Annotated in this window: 21 protein-coding genes and 3 tRNA genes; 10 read left to right on the top strand and 14 right to left on the bottom strand. The window is 38.3% G+C overall.

Annotated elements, in window-relative coordinates:
* Nucleotides 1-151: 151 nt before the first annotated feature.
* The 14 genes from H4O18_RS14200 to H4O18_RS14265 all read right to left on the bottom strand — a co-directional run bounded on the left by H4O18_RS14200 (nt 152) and on the right by H4O18_RS14265 (nt 10,235).
* Nucleotides 152-224, bottom strand: a tRNA-Gly gene (locus H4O18_RS14200).
* Nucleotides 225-316: 92 nt separating this feature from the next.
* A tRNA-Tyr gene (locus tag H4O18_RS14205) sits at nt 317-398 on the bottom strand.
* A 163-nt stretch (nt 399-561) separates the two neighbouring features.
* Nucleotides 562-635, bottom strand: a tRNA-Thr gene (locus H4O18_RS14210).
* A gap of 98 nt (nt 636-733) precedes the next feature.
* Nucleotides 734-1,036 (bottom strand): ribosome hibernation-promoting factor, HPF/YfiA family, encoded by a 303-nt coding sequence (gene hpf / locus H4O18_RS14215; RefSeq protein WP_103442758.1) that lies wholly within the window; start codon nt 1,034-1,036, stop codon nt 734-736.
* Between the two features lie 46 nt (nt 1,037-1,082).
* A complete protein-coding gene (locus tag H4O18_RS14220) occupies nt 1,083-1,973 on the bottom strand; it encodes a tyrosine-type recombinase/integrase (protein ID WP_187585697.1) in 891 nt (296 codons plus the stop codon).
* A 99-nt stretch (nt 1,974-2,072) separates the two neighbouring features.
* Complete coding sequence (gene rpsU, locus H4O18_RS14225) at nt 2,073-2,267, bottom strand: 30S ribosomal protein S21 (protein ID WP_031444836.1); 195 nt, start codon at nt 2,265-2,267, stop codon at nt 2,073-2,075.
* A gap of 68 nt (nt 2,268-2,335) precedes the next feature.
* Entirely contained in the window at nt 2,336-3,475 is a 1,140-nt protein-coding gene (locus H4O18_RS14230; protein ID WP_187585872.1) for an acyl-CoA dehydrogenase family protein, read from the bottom strand.
* 38 nt (nt 3,476-3,513) lie between these two features.
* A complete protein-coding gene (locus tag H4O18_RS14235) occupies nt 3,514-4,434 on the bottom strand; it encodes a helix-hairpin-helix domain-containing protein (RefSeq protein WP_187585699.1) in 921 nt (306 codons plus the stop codon).
* Between the two features lie 3 nt (nt 4,435-4,437).
* Complete coding sequence (locus H4O18_RS14240) at nt 4,438-4,593, bottom strand: hypothetical protein (RefSeq protein WP_187585701.1); 156 nt, start codon at nt 4,591-4,593, stop codon at nt 4,438-4,440.
* Nucleotides 4,594-5,116: 523 nt separating this feature from the next.
* Nucleotides 5,117-7,183, bottom strand: coding sequence for an amino acid carrier protein (locus H4O18_RS14245; RefSeq protein WP_187585703.1), 2,067 nt, complete (start codon nt 7,181-7,183; stop codon nt 5,117-5,119).
* Between the two features lie 98 nt (nt 7,184-7,281).
* The gene (locus H4O18_RS14250) at nt 7,282-8,289 is read right to left on the bottom strand and encodes a potassium channel family protein (RefSeq protein ID WP_187585705.1); all 1,008 of its coding nucleotides are present in this window, start codon (nt 8,287-8,289) and stop codon (nt 7,282-7,284) included.
* Between the two features lie 2 nt (nt 8,290-8,291).
* Complete coding sequence (locus H4O18_RS14255; protein WP_187585707.1) at nt 8,292-8,519, bottom strand: PspC domain-containing protein; 228 nt, start codon at nt 8,517-8,519, stop codon at nt 8,292-8,294.
* Nucleotides 8,520-8,528: 9 nt separating this feature from the next.
* Nucleotides 8,529-9,812 (bottom strand): DUF2851 family protein, encoded by a 1,284-nt coding sequence (locus tag H4O18_RS14260; protein WP_187585709.1) that lies wholly within the window; start codon nt 9,810-9,812, stop codon nt 8,529-8,531.
* Between the two features lie 111 nt (nt 9,813-9,923).
* Nucleotides 9,924-10,235: a rhodanese-like domain-containing protein gene (locus H4O18_RS14265; RefSeq protein WP_187585711.1), complete on the bottom strand. Its 312-nt coding sequence runs from the start codon at nt 10,233-10,235 to the stop codon at nt 9,924-9,926.
* A gap of 213 nt (nt 10,236-10,448) precedes the next feature.
* Between H4O18_RS14265 and H4O18_RS14270 the strand changes: the two genes are divergently transcribed.
* The 10 genes from H4O18_RS14270 to trpA all read left to right on the top strand — a co-directional run bounded on the left by H4O18_RS14270 (nt 10,449) and on the right by trpA (nt 19,209).
* A complete protein-coding gene (locus H4O18_RS14270; RefSeq protein ID WP_187585713.1) occupies nt 10,449-10,895 on the top strand; it encodes a MarR family winged helix-turn-helix transcriptional regulator in 447 nt (148 codons plus the stop codon).
* Nucleotides 10,896-10,936: 41 nt separating this feature from the next.
* Nucleotides 10,937-11,569 carry an NAD(P)H-dependent oxidoreductase gene (locus H4O18_RS14275; RefSeq protein WP_187585715.1) on the top strand — a complete coding sequence of 211 codons (633 nt, stop codon included), beginning with the start codon at nt 10,937-10,939 and terminating at the stop codon, nt 11,567-11,569.
* Nucleotides 11,570-11,607: 38 nt separating this feature from the next.
* Entirely contained in the window at nt 11,608-12,186 is a 579-nt protein-coding gene (locus H4O18_RS14280; RefSeq protein ID WP_187585717.1) for a YceI family protein, read from the top strand.
* Between the two features lie 280 nt (nt 12,187-12,466).
* On the top strand, nt 12,467-13,864 hold the full coding sequence (locus tag H4O18_RS14285; protein ID WP_187585719.1) for an anthranilate synthase component I family protein: 1,398 nt from the start codon (nt 12,467-12,469) through the stop codon (nt 13,862-13,864).
* A gap of 85 nt (nt 13,865-13,949) precedes the next feature.
* On the top strand, nt 13,950-14,567 hold the full coding sequence (locus H4O18_RS14290) for an anthranilate synthase component II (protein ID WP_187585722.1): 618 nt from the start codon (nt 13,950-13,952) through the stop codon (nt 14,565-14,567).
* Between the two features lie 113 nt (nt 14,568-14,680).
* Nucleotides 14,681-15,673, top strand: a complete 993-nt coding sequence (gene trpD / locus H4O18_RS14295; protein ID WP_187585724.1) for an anthranilate phosphoribosyltransferase — start codon at nt 14,681-14,683, stop codon at nt 15,671-15,673.
* A 46-nt stretch (nt 15,674-15,719) separates the two neighbouring features.
* Nucleotides 15,720-16,502, top strand: coding sequence for an indole-3-glycerol phosphate synthase TrpC (gene trpC, locus H4O18_RS14300; RefSeq protein WP_187585726.1), 783 nt, complete (start codon nt 15,720-15,722; stop codon nt 16,500-16,502).
* A 10-nt stretch (nt 16,503-16,512) separates the two neighbouring features.
* Nucleotides 16,513-17,163 (top strand): phosphoribosylanthranilate isomerase, encoded by a 651-nt coding sequence (locus tag H4O18_RS14305; protein ID WP_187585728.1) that lies wholly within the window; start codon nt 16,513-16,515, stop codon nt 17,161-17,163.
* Between the two features lie 48 nt (nt 17,164-17,211).
* Nucleotides 17,212-18,393 carry a tryptophan synthase subunit beta gene (gene trpB / locus H4O18_RS14310; RefSeq protein WP_187585730.1) on the top strand — a complete coding sequence of 394 codons (1,182 nt, stop codon included), beginning with the start codon at nt 17,212-17,214 and terminating at the stop codon, nt 18,391-18,393.
* Between the two features lie 51 nt (nt 18,394-18,444).
* Nucleotides 18,445-19,209 (top strand): tryptophan synthase subunit alpha, encoded by a 765-nt coding sequence (trpA, locus tag H4O18_RS14315; protein WP_187585732.1) that lies wholly within the window; start codon nt 18,445-18,447, stop codon nt 19,207-19,209.
* Nucleotides 19,210-19,479 lie beyond the last annotated feature (270 nt).

Below are 19,479 nucleotides of genomic sequence, written 5' to 3' on the forward strand. Positions count from 1 at the left end.
CCCAATTTAAAACTATAACCCTATACCCAAAGTTTTAGAGCGTTGACGAAGTTTACCCTCGGCGGCGCTCTGGACAGGATACGAAAATCTCGTCCATTTAATTTTAATTGCGCAAAGCCCCATCAAAGGAGCTTTTGCTTTTAAAATCTTGAGCGGGAGACCGGGTTCGAACCGGCGACATTCAGCTTGGAAGGCTGACGCTCTACCAACTGAGCTACTCCCGCATTGTAATTTTTAGGCAAACCTAAAAATTAATTTCATTATTTCAAAAAAAACTTTCTGTATTTTCATACAAAGACTAATAAAAGCCTTTTTGTGGGGAGAGCAGGATTCGAACCTGCGAAGACGTAGTCAGCAGATTTACAGTCTGCCCTCGTTGGCCGCTTGAGTATCTCCCCAAACCATATTTTAAAGAACTTAAGAAAATTTAATTTTCTTACTTTTTCAGAGCCGAAAGAGGAACTTCCCTCGACTACGCTCGGGCTAAACTTCTCGCCCCGGACGCTTTTCAACTCTATTTCAAAAATCCAAACAAAAATAAAACTATTTCTGTTTTTTTTGAGCCGATAGAGGGACTCGAACCCACGACCTGCTGATTACAAATCAGCTGCTCTAGCCAGCTGAGCTACATCGGCTTTTGTTACTTTTTTCGTTAAAAAAAAGTCCGCTATTTCTAACGGACTGCAAATGTAGATATTTATTTATTTAATCAAAACTTTTTTTGATAATTTTTTTAAGCATTTAATCTTATTTTTTCTTTTCGCTTAACCAGCTTTCTTTCCAACGAACTACAAGCGGTGTCTATAGCCTCTTCAAAAGACTTACATTGCTTTTTAACCACGAACTTATCTTTTGGAACTAGCACCTTGATTTCCACAATTTTATTCTCCTTGGCACTTGTGTTTTCAACCTTAAGATATACATCGGAACTAATTACTTTATCATAAAACAGTTCCATTTTATTCAACCTTGTCTGAATAAAATCAATAAGCTTTCCGTCTGCAGTGAAATTCACCGATTGTGCATTTACTTTCATAGAATGAAGTTTTAATAGAGTTAAACAATCTAATACAACTAGAGTACTATTTCTTGTTTCTAGGATGAGCCGAGAAATGTACTTTTTTTAATTCCGCAATACTATTATGGGTGTATACTTGTGTTGACGCCAAACTGGAGTGCCCCAACAACTCCTTTACGGAGTTTAAATCCGCACCCTTATTCAGCAAATGTGTAGCAAAGGTATGTCTTAAAATATGCGGACTCTTTTTTACCTTGGCCGACACTAAACTAAAATACTTATTAATAATTCTATAAACAAGTGTTTCATACATTTTATTGCCTTTTTCGGTGAGAAAAATATACGCATCATCCTCAACTGTCTCCAATTCATTGCGCTGAAGATTATAACTCAAAAACAATTCTTTGGTTGCCTCCAAAAGAGGAATTATTCTTTCCTTGTTGCGCTTCCCCAAAACCTTTATCGTCATGGCCTGACAATCTACATCTTTCACTTTAAGCCCAATCAGTTCGGCCCGTCTTATACCTGTCGTATATAACAATTCAATAATTAATTTATCCCGTCTACCTTCAAAATTATCCTCGAAGGGCATTTGGGAAAGCACTCCCTCCATTTCTACTTCAGAAAATGGAATCTCAATTTTTTTTGCAGTTTTAAGAGCCTTATGCTTTGCCAAGGGGTTGATAGATATAATTCCAAGCCCCAACAAAAACTTGTAATATGCTTTTAAGGAAGCTATTTTTCTATTTACAGACCTATGGGAGACCCCTGATTCCACTAAAGCAACAACCCAACTTCTAATTAAGCTATAGGACACCTGATCAATATCACCTACATCGAACTGTTGCTTACAAAAGTTCTGGAATGCAATCAAATCGTTATGGTAGGCTTTGGTAGTGTGTGGAGAATAGTTCTTCTCCAATGATAAATAGGAAATAAAGGATTTAATAGCCATAAATCAAAGTTACAAAAGATAATACCCAATATAATATGGCACAAAAAAAAAGTCCCACCATAAGTGGAACTTTTTATACTGATATGCATTCAAGCAGGATTAGATTTCTTCCTTATCCCTTAAACCTTGAATATATTGAGCTTTCTGAATCTTCGCTCTATTCTCTACAGATGGCTTTGTAAACTGCTGACGCTTTCTCAACTGTCTCATTGTACCTGTCTTATCGAACTTACGCTTGAAACGCTTTAAAGCTCTATCGATGTTTTCTCCTTCTTTTATTGGTATTATTAACATGGGCAATAACCTCCTCTCTTTTGTGATTAAGGCTGCAAATATAAACCTTAAAACTGAATTACAAATATTTATTTTAAAATTTTTCTAGCTATGACCACTTTCTGTATTTCGGTGGTGCCTTCCCCAATAGTGCAAAGCTTGGAATCCCTATAAAATTTTTCTACAGGAAAATCTTTTGTATAGCCATATCCACCGTGAATTTGTACCGCTTCATTAGCTGCTTTAACACATACTTCGGAGGCAAACATTTTGGCCATAGCTCCCAATTTGGTAACATTACGACCCTCGTTTTTAAGAAAAGCAGCCTTATGCAACAGTAATTCCGAAGCCTCAATTTCCGTAGCCATATCTGCAAGTTTAAAGGAAATGCCTTGAAATTGACTAATAGGCTTTCCAAACTGCACTCTTTCTTTAGAATATTTTAGTGCCGCTTCATAAGCCCCTTTGGCAATACCAAGGGACAAAGCTCCAATGCTAATTCTTCCACCATCCAAGATTTTCATAGACTGTACAAACCCTTCTCCTACTCCACCCAGCCTGTTGGCATCGGGAATCTTACAATTATCAAAGACTAATTCGGCCGTTTCACTGGCCCTCATCCCCAACTTATTTTCTTTCTTACCGCTGGCAAATCCAGGTGTTCCTTTTTCTACGACAAAGGCTGTCATACCATGACTATCCCCTTTATCTCCTGTCCGTACAATTACGACGGCAATATCACCACTCTTGCCATGTGTAATAAAATTTTTTGCCCCGTTTAAGACCCAGGAGTCGCCTTCCTTAACCGCTGTAGTATTCATACCTGCGGCATCGGAACCCGTATTGTGCTCGGTTAGGCCCCAGGCCCCAATCCATTCGGCAGTGGCCAATTTTGGAATCCATTTTTTCTTTTGCTCCTCATTTCCAAAGGTGAGAATATGATTTGTACACAAGGAATTATGTGCAGCCACAGATAATCCAATGGAGGGATCCACTTTGGAAATTTCTTCTAGAATAGCTATATATTCATGGTAGCCTAAACCCGATCCACCCAGTTCCGCAGGAACCAAAACCCCCATAAAACCCATTTCCCCGGCCTTTTTAAAAACTTCAATTGGGAAAATCTGCGCCTCATCCCATTCCATTACATAGGGCCTAATATATTGTTCAGCAAATTCTTTGGCAGAGGCTGCCACCATTTGCTGGGTTTCGGAGTAATCAAAACTCATTGTCGAAGAGGTATCAATAACCATTTTAGCAATTTTTTTTATAATTGCAAATATAACTCAATTATATCTAATTTTTCCGTGGGAAAATCTTCGATACCTAATAATTCATCAAATGAATTTATACCACCATTCTTCTCCCTATAAGCCACAATCCTTGCTGCAACGGCATATTTTATATAAACCAATTTTGCAAGATCATATGGGGACGCTTGGTTGATATTGATTTTGGATATGGACGGGCTTTCCAATATTTTATATCGGCCTAGAAGTCTTGCAACCACCTCGGATTCCAGGCCGTAGACGTGACTCAATTGTTTTTCGACCACAAATCCACCTAACATATCTCTAAATTTAACAATGCGCCGGGACAAAACATCTCCAATTCCTTTAATCGACTTTAATTCCTCTGCAGTGACTTTGTTAAGGTCATTGACCTCACTATAAACGGCGGAGTTCCCTATATTCTGAATTGGAACGGTTTTCGAGGTACTTGAAGGGCCCAACTCGTTACTACCTTTGGAATGGCTATTACCCTTATTTGTCCATTCCGGAAATTTAAAATAAGGGGAAATAATTTGCAGAAGGGAATCTGAAACCAAAGTTACATTTTGAAATTCCTTACTGGAATTAACATATTGGTTTTTAGCCCTAAAGGCATGTAAACGATCTATTTCCGCGGTAGACATTCCTACGGTATAGCCCTTGTAATCCGATATATAGTTGGGATTAAATGGGTATAATAGGAATGTATCCTTCTTTCGGATATTATCTTTAAGTTCGTCCAATTTAGCTTGGTATTCCTCATCGACTACAAAGGAATTGTCTTTTTCTAGGGCGGGATAAGACTTGCCCACAAAATAGAGTATTTGAAAAACAACTATGAAAAGTAATAAAAAAAAGATCCCACTTCGTTCCTGTTTATTGAACCTAAAGTGGGATTTTAATGAATTTCTGTTCACGACTCAATATTTTTGCCTAATCAACACCTCATCATTATCCGAATTGGAGTCCGGTTCCGATTTGGACGGCATGGTCAATATTCTATAAAAAAAATAGGCTGCAACGGATATTACTACCCCCTGCGCCAATGACATCGTTATCAAAGCTGCTGAATTCATAATATTGCCCTCTTTTCTGACTGCGTTGTTAACAAGATAAATATACTAAAAATGAAATAAATTCAAATAACCCCAACAACAAGAACCTACCAATATTCCTATAAAACACCCTATTGGAAAAAAACCTTTTCGACAATTACTTCCCCTAGCCTTTTCTTTAGTCCTATTTCCAAAACCGCGGTCTGCTTTACCTAAAATTAATATTACTATAAACCCATAAACCACTCTTTATAGGTAGTTATTTTAAAATAGACATGTACTCTATTTGTATTTTCAACCGAGAATGTGATGTGCAGTGCCCGCATTACAAAAAGTGGTGTATTACATACTTAAATGCTGTAGCCCGCCTAAATTCTTACTCAGGATAGGTCTTCCCTACTACCTGTCTCCAATAAAATATCAAAGCGAAAAGGATTATCCCAAAAAATACGGTGTTGAATCAATTGTATTAAATATAAAATCCCACTTCGTTCCTATTCAAGGAACTCAAAGTGGGATTGAAGTTTATTATTTTAAAGTCTACTTATGCCTCTTCCTTTTTTTTATAAAGCAAATTCGCCTTCAGTTTAATTAGATAGTCATCAAGATCTCTTTTTACTTCCCCGGACATTAAATAAAGCCCAATAATATTAGGGAATGACATTGCCAGGATCATCATATCGGAAAAATCCAATACCGCACCCAAACTCACCGAGGCACCTACCACGACGAACACTAGGAATAACATCTTATAAACAAATTCCACTTTTTTACTTTTTCCAAAAAGGTAGGTCCAAGCGCGCATCCCATAATAGGACCAAGAAATCATAGTTGAAAATGCAAACAGAAACACTGCCAAGGCTAAAACATATGGGAACCAAGATAGAACACTACCAAAAGCATCAGAAGTCAACTGGGCCCCTGCCATTCCTTCTACTTCGTGCATACCTGTAAAGATTAAAACCAATGCAGTTAAGGTACAAACCACTACCGTATCTATAAAGGGCTCCAAAAGCGCAACAAAGCCTTCCGATGGCGGATGATTTGTCTTTGCTGTACTGTGTGCAATTGCAGCAGAACCCACTCCGGCTTCGTTGGAGAATGCAGCCCGTTGAAAACCAACGATCAGCACCCCTATAACACCACCTCTAAGTGCACTTGGGCTAAAAGCACCGTCTACAATAGCTGCAAAAGCAGGTCCAATATTTTCTATATTGATTATGATTACTGTTAAGGCAGCCAGAATATAAATGGAGGCCATAATGGGAACCACTCTACCCGTAACATTGGCAATACTATTTATACCTCCAATAATTACAACCCCAACAAGTATTGCTGTAATTATTCCAAACCAGAACCCATTGCCTTGCAATGCCGGGAACTGTCCGGAAAGCTGTTCAAAGGATTGATTTGCTTGAAACATATTTCCTCCCCCAAAAGAAGCTCCTACAGCCAAAACTGCAAATACTCCGGCAAGTACTTTACCGAATCCTTTTAAGTTTCTTTTCTCCAAACCGTAACGTAAATAGTTCATTGGGCCGCCAAACACTCGGCCATCGGGAAGTATATTTCTATATTTAACCCCCAAGGTACATTCCACAAATTTGGAAGACATACCCAACAAGCCACATACGATCATCCAAAATGTTGCACCAGCACCTCCAAGGGAAACTGCTACACCTACCCCGGCTATATTCCCGAGTCCGACCGTTCCGGATACTGCAGTTGCCAATGCTTGAAAATGGGTTACTTGACCTGGAGCATCCGGGTCATCATATTTACCTCTGGCAAGGTCAAGGGAATGCCTGAAGCCTCTAATATTTATAAAACCCATTCTCAACGTAAAGAAAGCGGCCCCGATAACCAGCCATACTACGATGAATGGAATTGCCTTTTGCTGTGGATCACCATTGGGATGCGTAATAATAACAGGTTCATCATATTTTATCTCTGCCAAGATATGTGCCCCTTGTTCTATTACATGCTCCTGATTTTCGGAATTATAAATTACTCCGCCTTCCTTGGCCAAATGCTTTATTTTTCCATTTACTGGTGAAATTATCGTTTCGGTGGTTCCATCTTTTTTGGAAATAACGGCAATTTCATCTCCCTTTTTTACGTCTTGCCCCTCAGACTTTAACCATTGTTTTAAAATAAATTTATCCTGTAACTCTGGCGACCATCCCGGAATAGCAATACGTTTCACATCCGAGTATGCCACTGGATCGTAGATTCCAATCGCTGCGAAGGGATCCCAAAAAAGAACGGATCCCAAAGCGCTTACCGCCGGTGTCATAACTCCATTAAAAAATTCAGTAATGGCCTGCGTAGGAACTTTGTACTGCTTGGTCACCTTCAATCCATTTGAATCGGTAATAGTGACCATATAGGTTAACCCTTCAACTAAATTGGTAGCTTGATTGGCAGTTAAAGGAGTACTTTGATTACTCCATTTATACTGGTAAGGAGGAGTACCTCCGTCTACCTCTAATTTTATAACACCATCATTGATATTGCTTGAAGGATTGTAAATAGACTCCTTTACTACAAGTTCTTGAGAAAATAAGACAAATGAAAATAGTAAGAAGATGGAAGATATATAATTCTTCATAAGTAGCTGAAAAAGTTTAATTTTTGTTGGTTAAGCCTAAAATATCCGAGCAATATCCTAAAAATAATTCTTGAAATCAAATATAATTGGCAATATACTTATTCTATATGGAACATGTCATTTAATTTTTTAATCTGTTCCGGCCTGCCCAATACAATTACTTTCCCCTGTGGCTGCAATTTTAAATCGGCCTCGGGATTGATAATATAATTACCATTTGGCTCTATATAACCTATAATTGTACAGCCCGTCTTTTTTCTCAAATCCAGATCACGGAGGGAATGATTATCTACTCTTGCCATAAAAGATTCTATGGTTACCTCTTCCAAATTGGTCGTATGCTCCCCCTCTGTGGAAAGTTTGTCCATGAAAGTTATTAGATCCGGCATGACCACTAGGGATGCCATATGATCTCCGCCGATCTTGTCCGGCATTATTACCTTGTCCGCCCCGGCAAGTCTCAATTTCTTTTGTGATGTTAATTGGGATGCCCTACTGATAATAAACAAATTTTTATTCAATTGCCTGGCAGAAAGTACCACAAATAGATTTGCTGCATCATCCGGCATGGCGGTAATTAAATATTGTGCCCTATCTATCCCAGCTTCTATCAAAGTTTCATCCTCATTTGCATCACCTTCTATAAAAAGAATATCCTCTTCAAATTTCTCAATTACTTCCTTATTCCTTTCAATTACCACAAAAGGCCTGTTATATGCCTTTAATCTTTCTGCCGCCTGATTTCCATTGCGGCCAAAACCGCAAATAATGACGTGGTTGCTTATACTGCTGATTTTATTTTTCACCCTTTTTTTCTTTAAAAGTTGAAGCGAATTTCGACTTAGAACATATTCGGTTATTACTGAAATTGCAAATGCAAATATAAATACACTAGTGATGATTAAAATTACTGTAAAGATCTTTGCCTCCACATTTAACGGACGTACTTCCGAAAAACCAACGGTAGTTACCGTTATTATGGTCATATAAAAGGCATCTACCCAGGTATAGTCTGACAGGAACCTGTATCCAAACACTCCAAACAACAGGACCATGACCAATAAAGTCAGGGCCAAATACATTCGGGAGCGAAAAAGTCTAATCATATTCAAAGATCAAATACAGAGGTCCTTTTGGTGTATAAAAGATCTTTTATCCTCAACCAAAAAGCCATAAACAAATACAGGGCAAATCCAAAACCCAAGGTAACGAAAGTAAGATATATAAAGGTGGTACGGACCACCCTGGTCCTTATGCCCATACGCTCAGCTATTCGCCTACAAACCTCAAATCCTCTTTTCTGAAAATAATAAAGTACTGTGTAGAAAATGTTCATGCGTTAAAATTAGGGTTTTCTATTTAATAATTGATGGCCCACAGCACATTGTAAACATTTATTTTTGGTACAGTATTCATTGTATAACTGCAAAACAGCCTGACTCTCTTTTGCCGAAGGGAAATGCAGTTTGAGCATCTCAAATTTGGATATAACAGTATTGCTTTCCGATGATGTACCTGAAATAATATTAATTATCTCCTCATTTACATCTCTACCCATATGCTTTGCATAACTTAATTTAATAGGAAGAATAGTATTGATAATAAGTAAATCAACAAATTTTCTGGAAAGCTTTGTGCCATATTTCCTGGAAATTTTTCCAAATGTATAATGGTTGTCCCAATAATCACTGGCAGTAACTTTAAAAACCTTATAAATTTCCCCAGCACTTTTAACACCAATAACTTTACTAAATATGTTTTGGTGAAGTGAATACAAATTGGCTAATTGAGAAAGCCTTATTGTAGGGAAGTTGGATGGTCTCAATTTAAAAAACTCCGGTTTTTTCATTGGCCGATCCACAAGACCATATTTTGCCTTTAGAAAGTGGAATTCGCTTTTCAATTTTTCATAATAATCATCCCCAACAATATCGTCTTCCAAAAGCCCAGCTAAACCGTACAGGACACTTTCCAATTGCAAGGTATTGCCCTGTATTTTGCGCACCATTGGGTATTGAATCCGTTTGGCAATTTCAAAAAAAGTCTCGCCGTTTATTTTTAAACCAAAATTTTTGAATAACAGAATAAAAAATACCTGCTCCCAATCGTTATTGTATTCCAATAATAGTTGGGCCACCAAATCAGTTTTCTTTTCCAAACGTTCAAAATAGAGGACCTCCAACCAATTCTGCAAAATAAAATCATCAATATTTCCGATCTCATTCCTACAATTGATCAATGACCTCTCATTATGGTAGAACAATTTTTGATATTCCAATAATATACTCGATGAAATATAATCTTTAAGAACCAAGGTTGGAATTGCTGTATTATCACTTCTGAAAACATCGCAGTCATCCTCCCAAACCACATGAAGAATTACATTGTGGTAATTAGGGTCTATTTCGTGATTGTGGGCATACCAATCGGAGGATTTAATATGCATCTCCACAGTACCCGCCCATAATTGTTCATCTATCTGAATCTTGGCGTTAAAAAAGTCTGGGCCCGATAAGTAGTTATGCGACCCAACATCCAATATATGAATGGATTCGTTTTTGGAGCCCAGCAAATTCTCCAATTGAAGTTTTTTGTACTTCCAAATAAAATGCAAAAGATCTTCCCGCATAATTAAATGTAAAGAAAAAACTACAAGATCACAAGCCTAATATCGGAATATGATAGGCATTACAAGGGTTCCCAAGAAACCTTAAATAAAGGGTATAGGCCTACAAGTAGACTACTCTACGACCTCACCTTCCCAATTCATAAAACCACCTTCCAAATTAAAGGCGTTCTCAAAACCCAATTTATTCATAATGGCACATGCCTGACCACTTCGTTGGCCAGACCTACAATAGACATAATAGTTTTTTGTTTTGTCCAACTTCTCCAATTCGGCCACAAATTCTTGACCTAGGTATATATCTATATTGGTTGCGTTAGGTATGTAGCCTTCTTCCACCTCTTCCGGAGTCCTTACATCCAGTAAAAATGCATTGTCGTCGCTTTCCAATTGTTCACTCCATTCCTCTTGTGATAAATCTGCCATTTGTTTTCTTATTTAGTCCTCAAAAATAATGCATTACAAAAAATCATCCAATAATTGAGGTATAAATATGTAAAGGACCTTATAGCCGAAATAAACCTACCCCTTTTTTTTTACCGTATATGACCATTTAAATATTTAACAAATTTTTATCACCAAGATTATTGTATCATTTAATTAAACACGTACATTTGTCTATACAATTATTGTAGCGACATGAATGTAGAAAAAATTATTAAAACCGAGACACAAATTCCTATAGCAAGTAGGACCATTATACATTTAAGTCTAGTGGAGGGCAAGATCAATGAAATCATGACCACAGCACTTAAGCCGCACGGTGTGTCCCTTCAGCAATTTAATGTGCTAAGAATATTAAGGGGTCAAAAGGGAAAACCCGCCAATCTATCGACGCTGAACGAAAGGATGGTAACCAAAATGAGCAATACCACTAGGCTAGTAGACAAGTTGATCTTAAAAGGATACGTGGATCGTATGGTTTGTCCTAGCAATCGCAGGAAGGTGGAAATAAATATTACGGTCCAAGGAGAAAGTGCATTGTCCGAAATGGATACCGCCATGAAAGAAGCACAAGAAAAGTTATTAAAAAACTTTACCGTGGAAGATTTAACTGCTTTGAATGTACTATTGGATAAATTTTAGTGAACATAAAAACGATTACAATTAATTATTAAATTCAAAACATGAATACATATATTGAAAATTTGAACTGGCGCTATGCCACCAAAAAATTTGACGCTTCTAAAAAAGTGTCCAAAAAGGATTTGGAAATTTTATTGGAAGCTACTTCCTTAAGTGCATCATCCTATGGTTTACAACCTTATGAAATTCTAGTAATAGATAATACGGAACTCAGAAGTAAGTTACAACCAGCCGCTTGGGGACAGTCCCAAATTACAGAAGCCTCGCATTTAATTGTTTTGGCCAACCAGTCCACTTTTGGTGAAGAATTGGTCGATGATTATTTGGAAAACGTAAGCGAAACCAGAGGAGTTCCGGCAAATGACCTGCAAGGGTATGCAGATTTTATGAAGTCAAAATTAATGCCGCTATCCGAATCGTCCAAAGCTATTTGGACGGCAAGACAAACCTATATAGCACTGGGAAATTTATTATCCGCAGCTGCTGACCTTAAAATAGATACATGTCCAATGGAGGGTTTTGACAATGCCCAATTCAATGAAATACTTGGGTTAACCAAAAAAGGACTTAACGCGGCAGTCCTTGTTGCAGTAGGCTACCGATCAGAAGAGGACAGTACCCAACATTATAAAAAAGTCCGTAAATCCAAAGAAAATTTAATTACACATTTATAAATAGAAACTCTAACACAAATTATCTTAAAATTGAAATTATGAAAAAAAATGCATTAAGTTTAGTATTGGCCGTATTTACAGGTTTAACCGCTGTTGCTTCTACACCAGTGGACAAAGAAGTAAAACAAGTAAAAACCACAGAAAGTACCGTTACCTGGAAAGGATACAAAGTTACCGGTTCCCATCATGGAACAATAGCCCTAAAAGAGGGGTCCTTAATTTTTGAAGGTGATAAATTAACAGGAGGGGAATTTGTGGTGGATATGCCAACATTGGTTTCAAATGACTTGCAAGGTGAATACAAAGGGAAGTTGGAAGGTCATTTAAAATCTGATGACTTTTTTGGGGTTGAAGCAAATCCTACTTCCAAATTGGTTTTCACTACCGTAAAAGCCACTGGAAAAAATTCATATGAAGTTAACGGAAATCTTACTGTAAAGGGAAAAACGAACCCAGTAACCTTTGACATCTCTGTATATGGAAACAAGGCAACGGCCACTATGAAAGTTGATCGTTCATTGTACGACGTTAAATACGGATCAGGTAGTTTCTTTGATAACTTAGGAGACAAAACCATTTATGACGAATTTGACCTAGTAGTAGATTTGGTATTCTAAACGTATCCATATAGCAATGTTTAAAACCTCACAATTGTGGGGTTTTTTATTTTTTACGTAACACAGGTTTGTAAATTTAAAATTCCTTCTTATATTTGGCCTTCAATGAAGAACATGGTATCAAATACTTGGTGGTGGAGTAACTTACGAACAACATCGTGAGCAAAGCATCATTGTAGTATAACTATATAAAAGGCTTGTCATCACGACAAGCCTTTTTTTCGTTTATCATAGAAATCATAAGCCCTATTGGCACTTAGTAGCAACAAACAGAATTATCATGAAATACCAATTAGTTTCGCATCATAAAAAAATACTTGCAGACACCATTACCCCTGTAAGCGTTTATCTAAAAATAAGGGATCGTTTTCCAAATAGCATTCTTTTGGAAAGTAGTGACTACCATGCCAATGACAATAGCTTTTCCTATATCTGTTGCAATCCCATTGCTTCCATAAAAGTGGAAAATGAGACTGTCATTAAACAATTTCCTACCGGCACCACGGAAGAAACCAACATTACGGAACACACGGACATCCCTGGAATTTTACACGATTTTAGTCAAAAATTTGATTCCCAGAACAACAACTTTAAGTTTATAAACAATGGCTTGTTCGGATATATGGCCTATGATGCGGTTCGGTATTTTGAAGATATTGACATATCAAAAAAAGGTAACAGCATCTCCATACCCGACATCTATTATGCTGTCTATCAAAATATAGTGGCCATTAACCATTTTAAAAATGAGGCCTATATTTTTGCTCACTGTTATGAATCCGAAAATAACATTGGGGAAATAGAACAGATTCTCAGCGCCAAGAATTTTGCTTCCTACAATTTTTCCAAAGAGGGAAGTCCAGAATCCAATTTAAAGGACGAGGAATATATGGAACACGTAGAACTGGCCAAAAAGCATTGCAACAGAGGGGATGTCTTTCAATTGGTATTGTCCAGAAGATTTTCCCAAGAATTTAAGGGAGATGAATTCAATGTATATCGTGCCCTACGATCAATAAACCCATCACCCTATTTGTTTTATTTTGATTATGGCGATTTCAAAATTTTTGGAAGTTCACCGGAAGCCCAACTGATCGTAAAAGAGGGCAAGGCTGAAATCCACCCCATTGCAGGAACTTTTAAAAGGACGGGTAACGATGAACAGGATGCCGAGTTGGCCAAGAAATTAAAAATAGATGACAAGGAGAATAGCGAGCACGTTATGTTGGTAGATCTTGCCAGAAACGATCTAAGTCGCAATGGAACTATGGTAAAGGTGGAAAACTATAGGGAGGTTCAGTTCTTTTCCCATGTAATCCATTTAGTATCCAAGGTAACCGGACAAAAGAAAAAGGATATCCCCACTATGAAAGTGGTTGCCGACACCTTTCCTGCCGGAACCTTAAGTGGTGCACCTAAGCATATGGCCATGCAACTAATTGAAAAATATGAAAAAACCAGTAGGGGCTATTACGGCGGAGCCATAGGATTTATGGATTTCAATGGCAATTTTAACCACGCTATTATGATCCGGACCTTTTTAAGCAAAAATCATCAATTACACTACCAGGCCGGAGCCGGTTTGGTGGCTGCTTCGATTCCTGAAAATGAACTTCAGGAAACATATAACAAATTAGGAGCCCTGACCAAAGCACTTGAAATAGCGGAAACTATCTAAAACGCCCATTAATTTGCCCCGTCTTTTCTTAAAAAGGACATTTGGCAAGAACAATATAAAATGTTCAACAGAGGACATCAATAGTATGAAAGAGAATACAGATAATAAAACAAATACCAATTCCTTGGAAAAAGGCCAAGGAAAGTCCATATTGGTAATAGACAATTACGATAGCTTTACCTACAACCTGGTACATTATTTGGAAGATTTGGATTGCATCGTAACCGTTAAAAGAAATGATCAAATAAGCCTGGAGGAAATTGAGGGTTTTGACAAGATCGTTCTTTCGCCGGGTCCTGGAATCCCGGATGAGGCAGGTCTACTCAAAGAAATTATAGCCATGTACGCACCAACAAAAAGTATATTTGGTGTATGCTTGGGTCAACAAGCCATTGCGGAGGTCTTTGGGGGTTCATTGGTTAACATAGACCAAGTCTACCACGGTATCGCCACCAAAATAGATATTGTAAAGGATGATATTTTGTTTGATGGATTGCCCAAAGAAATTGAGGTGGGACGCTACCACTCCTGGGTAGTAAATCCGGACCTTCCAGAAGTATTGGAGGCAACTTCTTTTGATGAAAATGGACAGGTCATGTCTCTGCGCCACAAAATATACGACGTAAGTGCCGTACAATTTCACCCAGAGTCTGTATTGACTCCCTATGGGAAGAAAATATTGGAGAATTGGGTGAAAAATTAGAAGCAATTAATGAGTACGAACTATTAATTTTCTTTAACGTACTTATCAATAACAAAATATAGAAACCGAGCTTCATAGGTACTCCGTACTTATGTCTCAACACCATAGAAATAATGAAAGATATTCTAAACAAACTGATCAATCACGATGTGCTTCCAAAAGAGGATGCCAAACAGGTTTTGGTCAATATTGCCAAAGGAGATTACAATACAAGTCAGATTGCCGCTTTTTTAACCGTTTATATGATGCGTAGTGTCACCATAGAGGAATTGGAGGGCTTTAGGGACGCGCTATTGGAACTTTGTTTAGCGGTGGACTTATCTCAATACAACCCAATAGACCTATGTGGTACAGGTGGTGACGGCAAGGATACCTTCAACATTTCTACCTTGGCCAGTTTTGTTACGGCCGGGGCCGATGTTAAAGTAACCAAACACGGCAACTATGGTGTTTCCTCCAAATGTGGCAGCAGTAATGTCATGGAGTTTTTGGGGATAAAATTCAGTAATGATGCAGGATTTCTAGAAAAATGTATAGACGAGGCCGGCATTTGTGTACTACACGCTCCACTATTTCACCCCGCGATGAAGAATGTAGCTCCAATCCGTAGAGAACTAGGTGTTAAAACTTTCTTTAATATGTTGGGGCCCATGGTGAATCCTGCCTTTCCAAAGAACCAAATGGTTGGAGTATTTAACCTAGAGCTGGCTAGAATGTACGGTTACCTTTATCAAAAGACCGATAAGAATTTTACGGTTTTGCATGCCCTGGACGGCTACGATGAAATTTCATTGACAGGAAATACAAAAACCATTACCAACAAAGCCGAAGGAATGTTAAAGCCTTCCGATTTTGGAGTGGAAGCCATTTTGGCGTCGGACATAGTGGGTGGGGATAGCATTGAAGAATCCGCTCAGGTTTTTCTCAATGTTTTACAAGGAAAAGGCACTACACCACAAAATAATGTAGTCTGTGCCAATGCAGGTATCGCCATAGCCACAGTTAAGGGAATAAGTCCTAGGGAAGGCTTTGAGCAAGCCAAAGAATCCTTGGTCAGTGGAAGAGGGTTGGCAGCCTTAAAAAAATTACAGGCGTTAAGCCAATAACAAATAATAATTAAACCGCCCAGCACAGACTGGCGTTATAGTACCCATGAATATACTGGACAAAATAGTTTTGGATAAGAGAAAGGAAGTAGATTTAAAGAAATCGATTATCCCGGTTTCCCAATTGGAAGCTTCTGCATTGTTCAACAGAACTACCGTTTCATTGGCAGATGCCCTTAGAAATAGCAATAGTGGAATAATCGCGGAGCACAAACGCAGGTCTCCGTCCAAATCGGTCATCAACCAAAACAACAGTGTTACAGAGGTAGCAGTAGGCTATGAAAACGCAGGTGCCTGTGGCATGTCCGTTTTAACCGACGGAAAGTATTTTGGAGGTTCATTGGATGATCTATTATTGGCCAGGGCATCTGTTCAAATGCCATTACTTCGTAAAGAGTTCATCATAGACGAATATCAACTTTTGGAAGCCAAGGCCTATGGCGCAGATGTAATTTTATTAATTGCCGCCATATTGACACGTGCCGAGATAAAAGCCTTTTCCGAATTTGCCAAACAATTACATTTGGATGTATTGTTGGAAGTTCACAACGAAGAAGAATTACATAAATCCATTATGCCCAGTTTGGACATGTTGGGTGTAAATAATCGAAATCTAAAATCTTTTGAAGTAAGCCTCGATACCAGTAAAAATTTATCCACTTTAATTCCTGACGATTTTGTGAAGGTTTCAGAAAGTGGCATAAGTAACATTGAAGCTATCCGGGAATTAAAACCCTATGGATACCTAGGATTTTTAATAGGGGAGAATTTTATGAAAACCGATAATCCTGGAGAAAGCGCCCTCAATTTTATTAAATCGATTAAATAACAAAATAGCCATGAAACTGAAAGTATGTGGTATGAATTTAAATATTTTGGAGGTAGCCGCCCTTAATCCGGATTATCTTGGTTTTATATTTTGGAAACCCTCCAAACGGTTTTTTGAAGGAAATATTCCGCATTTACCAGCTTCCATTAAAAAAATAGGTGTTTTTGTAGATGCCTCTATTGAAGAAGTTTTAGAAAAAATTGAAACCCATGGTTTGGATGCCGTTCAATTGCACGGAAATGAAAGTCCAGCATTTTGTAGCAACCTTAAAAGATTTAACAATGACCGTACAAAAGCTTTAGGGGCGCCAAACCTTAAAATCATAAAAGTGTTTTCTATAAAGGACGATTTTGACTTTGGTGTTTTGACTCCCTATGAAGAAGTATGCGATTATTATCTTTTTGACACCAAAGGGAAATTACCCGGAGGCAATGGCTACACCTTTAGTTGGGAGGTTCTGGAAAACTATCACTCCACCAAACCTTATTTTCTAAGTGGTGGAATAGGCTTGGACGAGATTGAAAAGATAAAGGAATTTCAAAAAAGACCGGAATCAAAGTATTGTCATGCTATTGATGTCAATAGTAAGTTTGAATTGGAACCGGGATTAAAGGATATTGACCAATTGAAGGAATTTAAAGAAGTGTTGAGAATGGAGTAGTTCGAATCCAATACTCAATACCAGTACTGAATACTAGATTATAAAATCATGAATTACAACGTAGACGAAAAAGGTTATTATGGAGAATTCGGGGGAGCTTTTATTCCGGAAATGCTCTACCCTAATGTTGAAAACCTCAGGCAGCAGTATCTGGAAATAATGGCAGAGCCATCATTTAAAAAGGAATTTGACCAATTATTGAAAGATTATGTGGGCAGGCCTTCACCTCTGTATTTTGCCAAACGTTTGTCCGAAAAGTACAACACCAAAGTTTATTTAAAGCGGGAAGACCTAAATCATACCGGTGCCCATAAAGTTAATAATACGATAGGCCAAATATTAATGGCCAAACGCCTTGGCAAAACAAGGATTATCGCCGAAACAGGTGCCGGTCAACATGGTGTGGCGACAGCTACGGTATGTGCCCTTATGGGAATGGAATGTATTGTGTATATGGGAGAAATAGATATTGCCAGACAGGCTCCCAATGTTGCCCGTATGAAAATGCTTGGAGCAGAAGTAAGGCCAGCACTGTCCGGAAGTAGAACCCTTAAGGACGCCACCAATGAAGCCATTAGGGATTGGATCAACAACCCTGTGGATACCCATTATATTATTGGATCTGCTATTGGCCCACACCCCTACCCCGATATGGTAACACGGTTTCAATCCATAATTTCCGAGGAGATAAAATGGCAGTTGAAAGAAAAGGAAGGCAAAGAAAACCCAGACTACGTAGTGGCATGTATAGGTGGCGGCAGTAATGCGGCAGGCACCTTCTACCATTTTCTACATGAAAAGGAAGTGGGCATAATTGCTGTTGAAGCGGCTGGAAAAGGTGTGGATAGTGGTGAAAGTGCGGCAACTTCAGTTCTTGGAAAAATGGGAATTATTCATGGATGTAAAACCCTGTTGATGCAAACTGTAGATGGGCAGATTACGGAACCCTATTCCATTTCCGCGGGACTTGATTATCCCGGGGTTGGACCAATGCACGCACATTTATATAAAACAGGAAGAGCCGAATTTATTGCGGTAACAGACGATGAGGCCATGCAGGCCGGCATGGTATTGTCCAAATTGGAAGGAATTATACCCGCCATAGAGTCCTCACATGCCTTTGCCATTCTGGAAACCAGAAAGTTTAAACCAGAGGATGTGGTAGTTATTAACCTTTCTGGCCGAGGTGATAAGGACTTGGACACCTACATTAAATATTTTAAACTGTAAGCCTCTTATACATTCCCGCCAAGGTGGAAATGCAAAAAAAATAAAGTTAGAATGAACAGAATACACCAAAAACTACAGGCAGATAAAAAAATATTATCCATATACTTTACTGCAGGTTACCCATCTTTGAACGATACTGTTAAGATTATTCAAGATCTTGAAAAAAACGGAGTTGATATGATAGAAATTGGATTGCCCTTTAGCGATCCGTTAGCCGATGGTCCTACCATACAGGCCAGTTCTACCATGGCCCTGAAAAATGGGATGACCACAGCGGTATTATTTCAGCAATTGAAGGATATTAGAAAATCGGTTTCCATACCCTTGATCCTAATGGGATATTTTAACCCTGTTTTGCAATACGGAGTAGAGGATTTTTGCAGGAAATGTCAGGAAATTGGGATAGACGGACTTATTTTACCCGATCTGCCCTTGGACGAGTATCAGGAGAACTATGAAGCAATATTTAAAAAATATGGCCTTGTTAATGTCTTCTTGATTACTCCTCAAACCAGTGATGAACGTATCCATCAGATCGATGCGGCTTCGGACGGTTTCATTTATATGGTAAGTTCTGCTAGTGTAACAGGTTCCCAAGATGGATTCGGCAATAACCAGGAAACCTACTTTCAACGCATTGCCAATATGAAGTTGAAAAACCCACAGGTGGTCGGTTTTGGAATAAGTAATTCAGAAACCTTCCAACAGGCAACTAAACAAGCCAAGGGAGCAATTATTGGTTCCGCTTTTATTAAATTTTTGACACAAAACGGTGTAGATAAAATTGGGGATTTCGTAAAGGGAATTCGAAAATAGTCCTATGGAAATTATAAATAATTGGAAAATAGTTTTGTTTTTGTGCCTAAGCCTTGGCTTGGCCCCCTATTTCCCCGAACCCCATATTCTAAGTAAATTAAAATGGATAATGGGAGGTGCAATTGGAATGAAACCCATGGACTGGTTCGATGTGATTCTCCATGGATTTCCATTTGTTTTGTTAATAAGGATATTGATCTTGAAAGTCTTAAAAAAGTAAGTTCTTTATACATTCTTAAACCATTTTTGGATTCCTGCCCACGCAGGAAT

The sequence above is a fragment of the Arenibacter arenosicollis genome (assembly GCF_014397245.1).
Classification (GTDB): Bacteria; Bacteroidota; Bacteroidia; order Flavobacteriales; family Flavobacteriaceae; genus Arenibacter; species Arenibacter arenosicollis.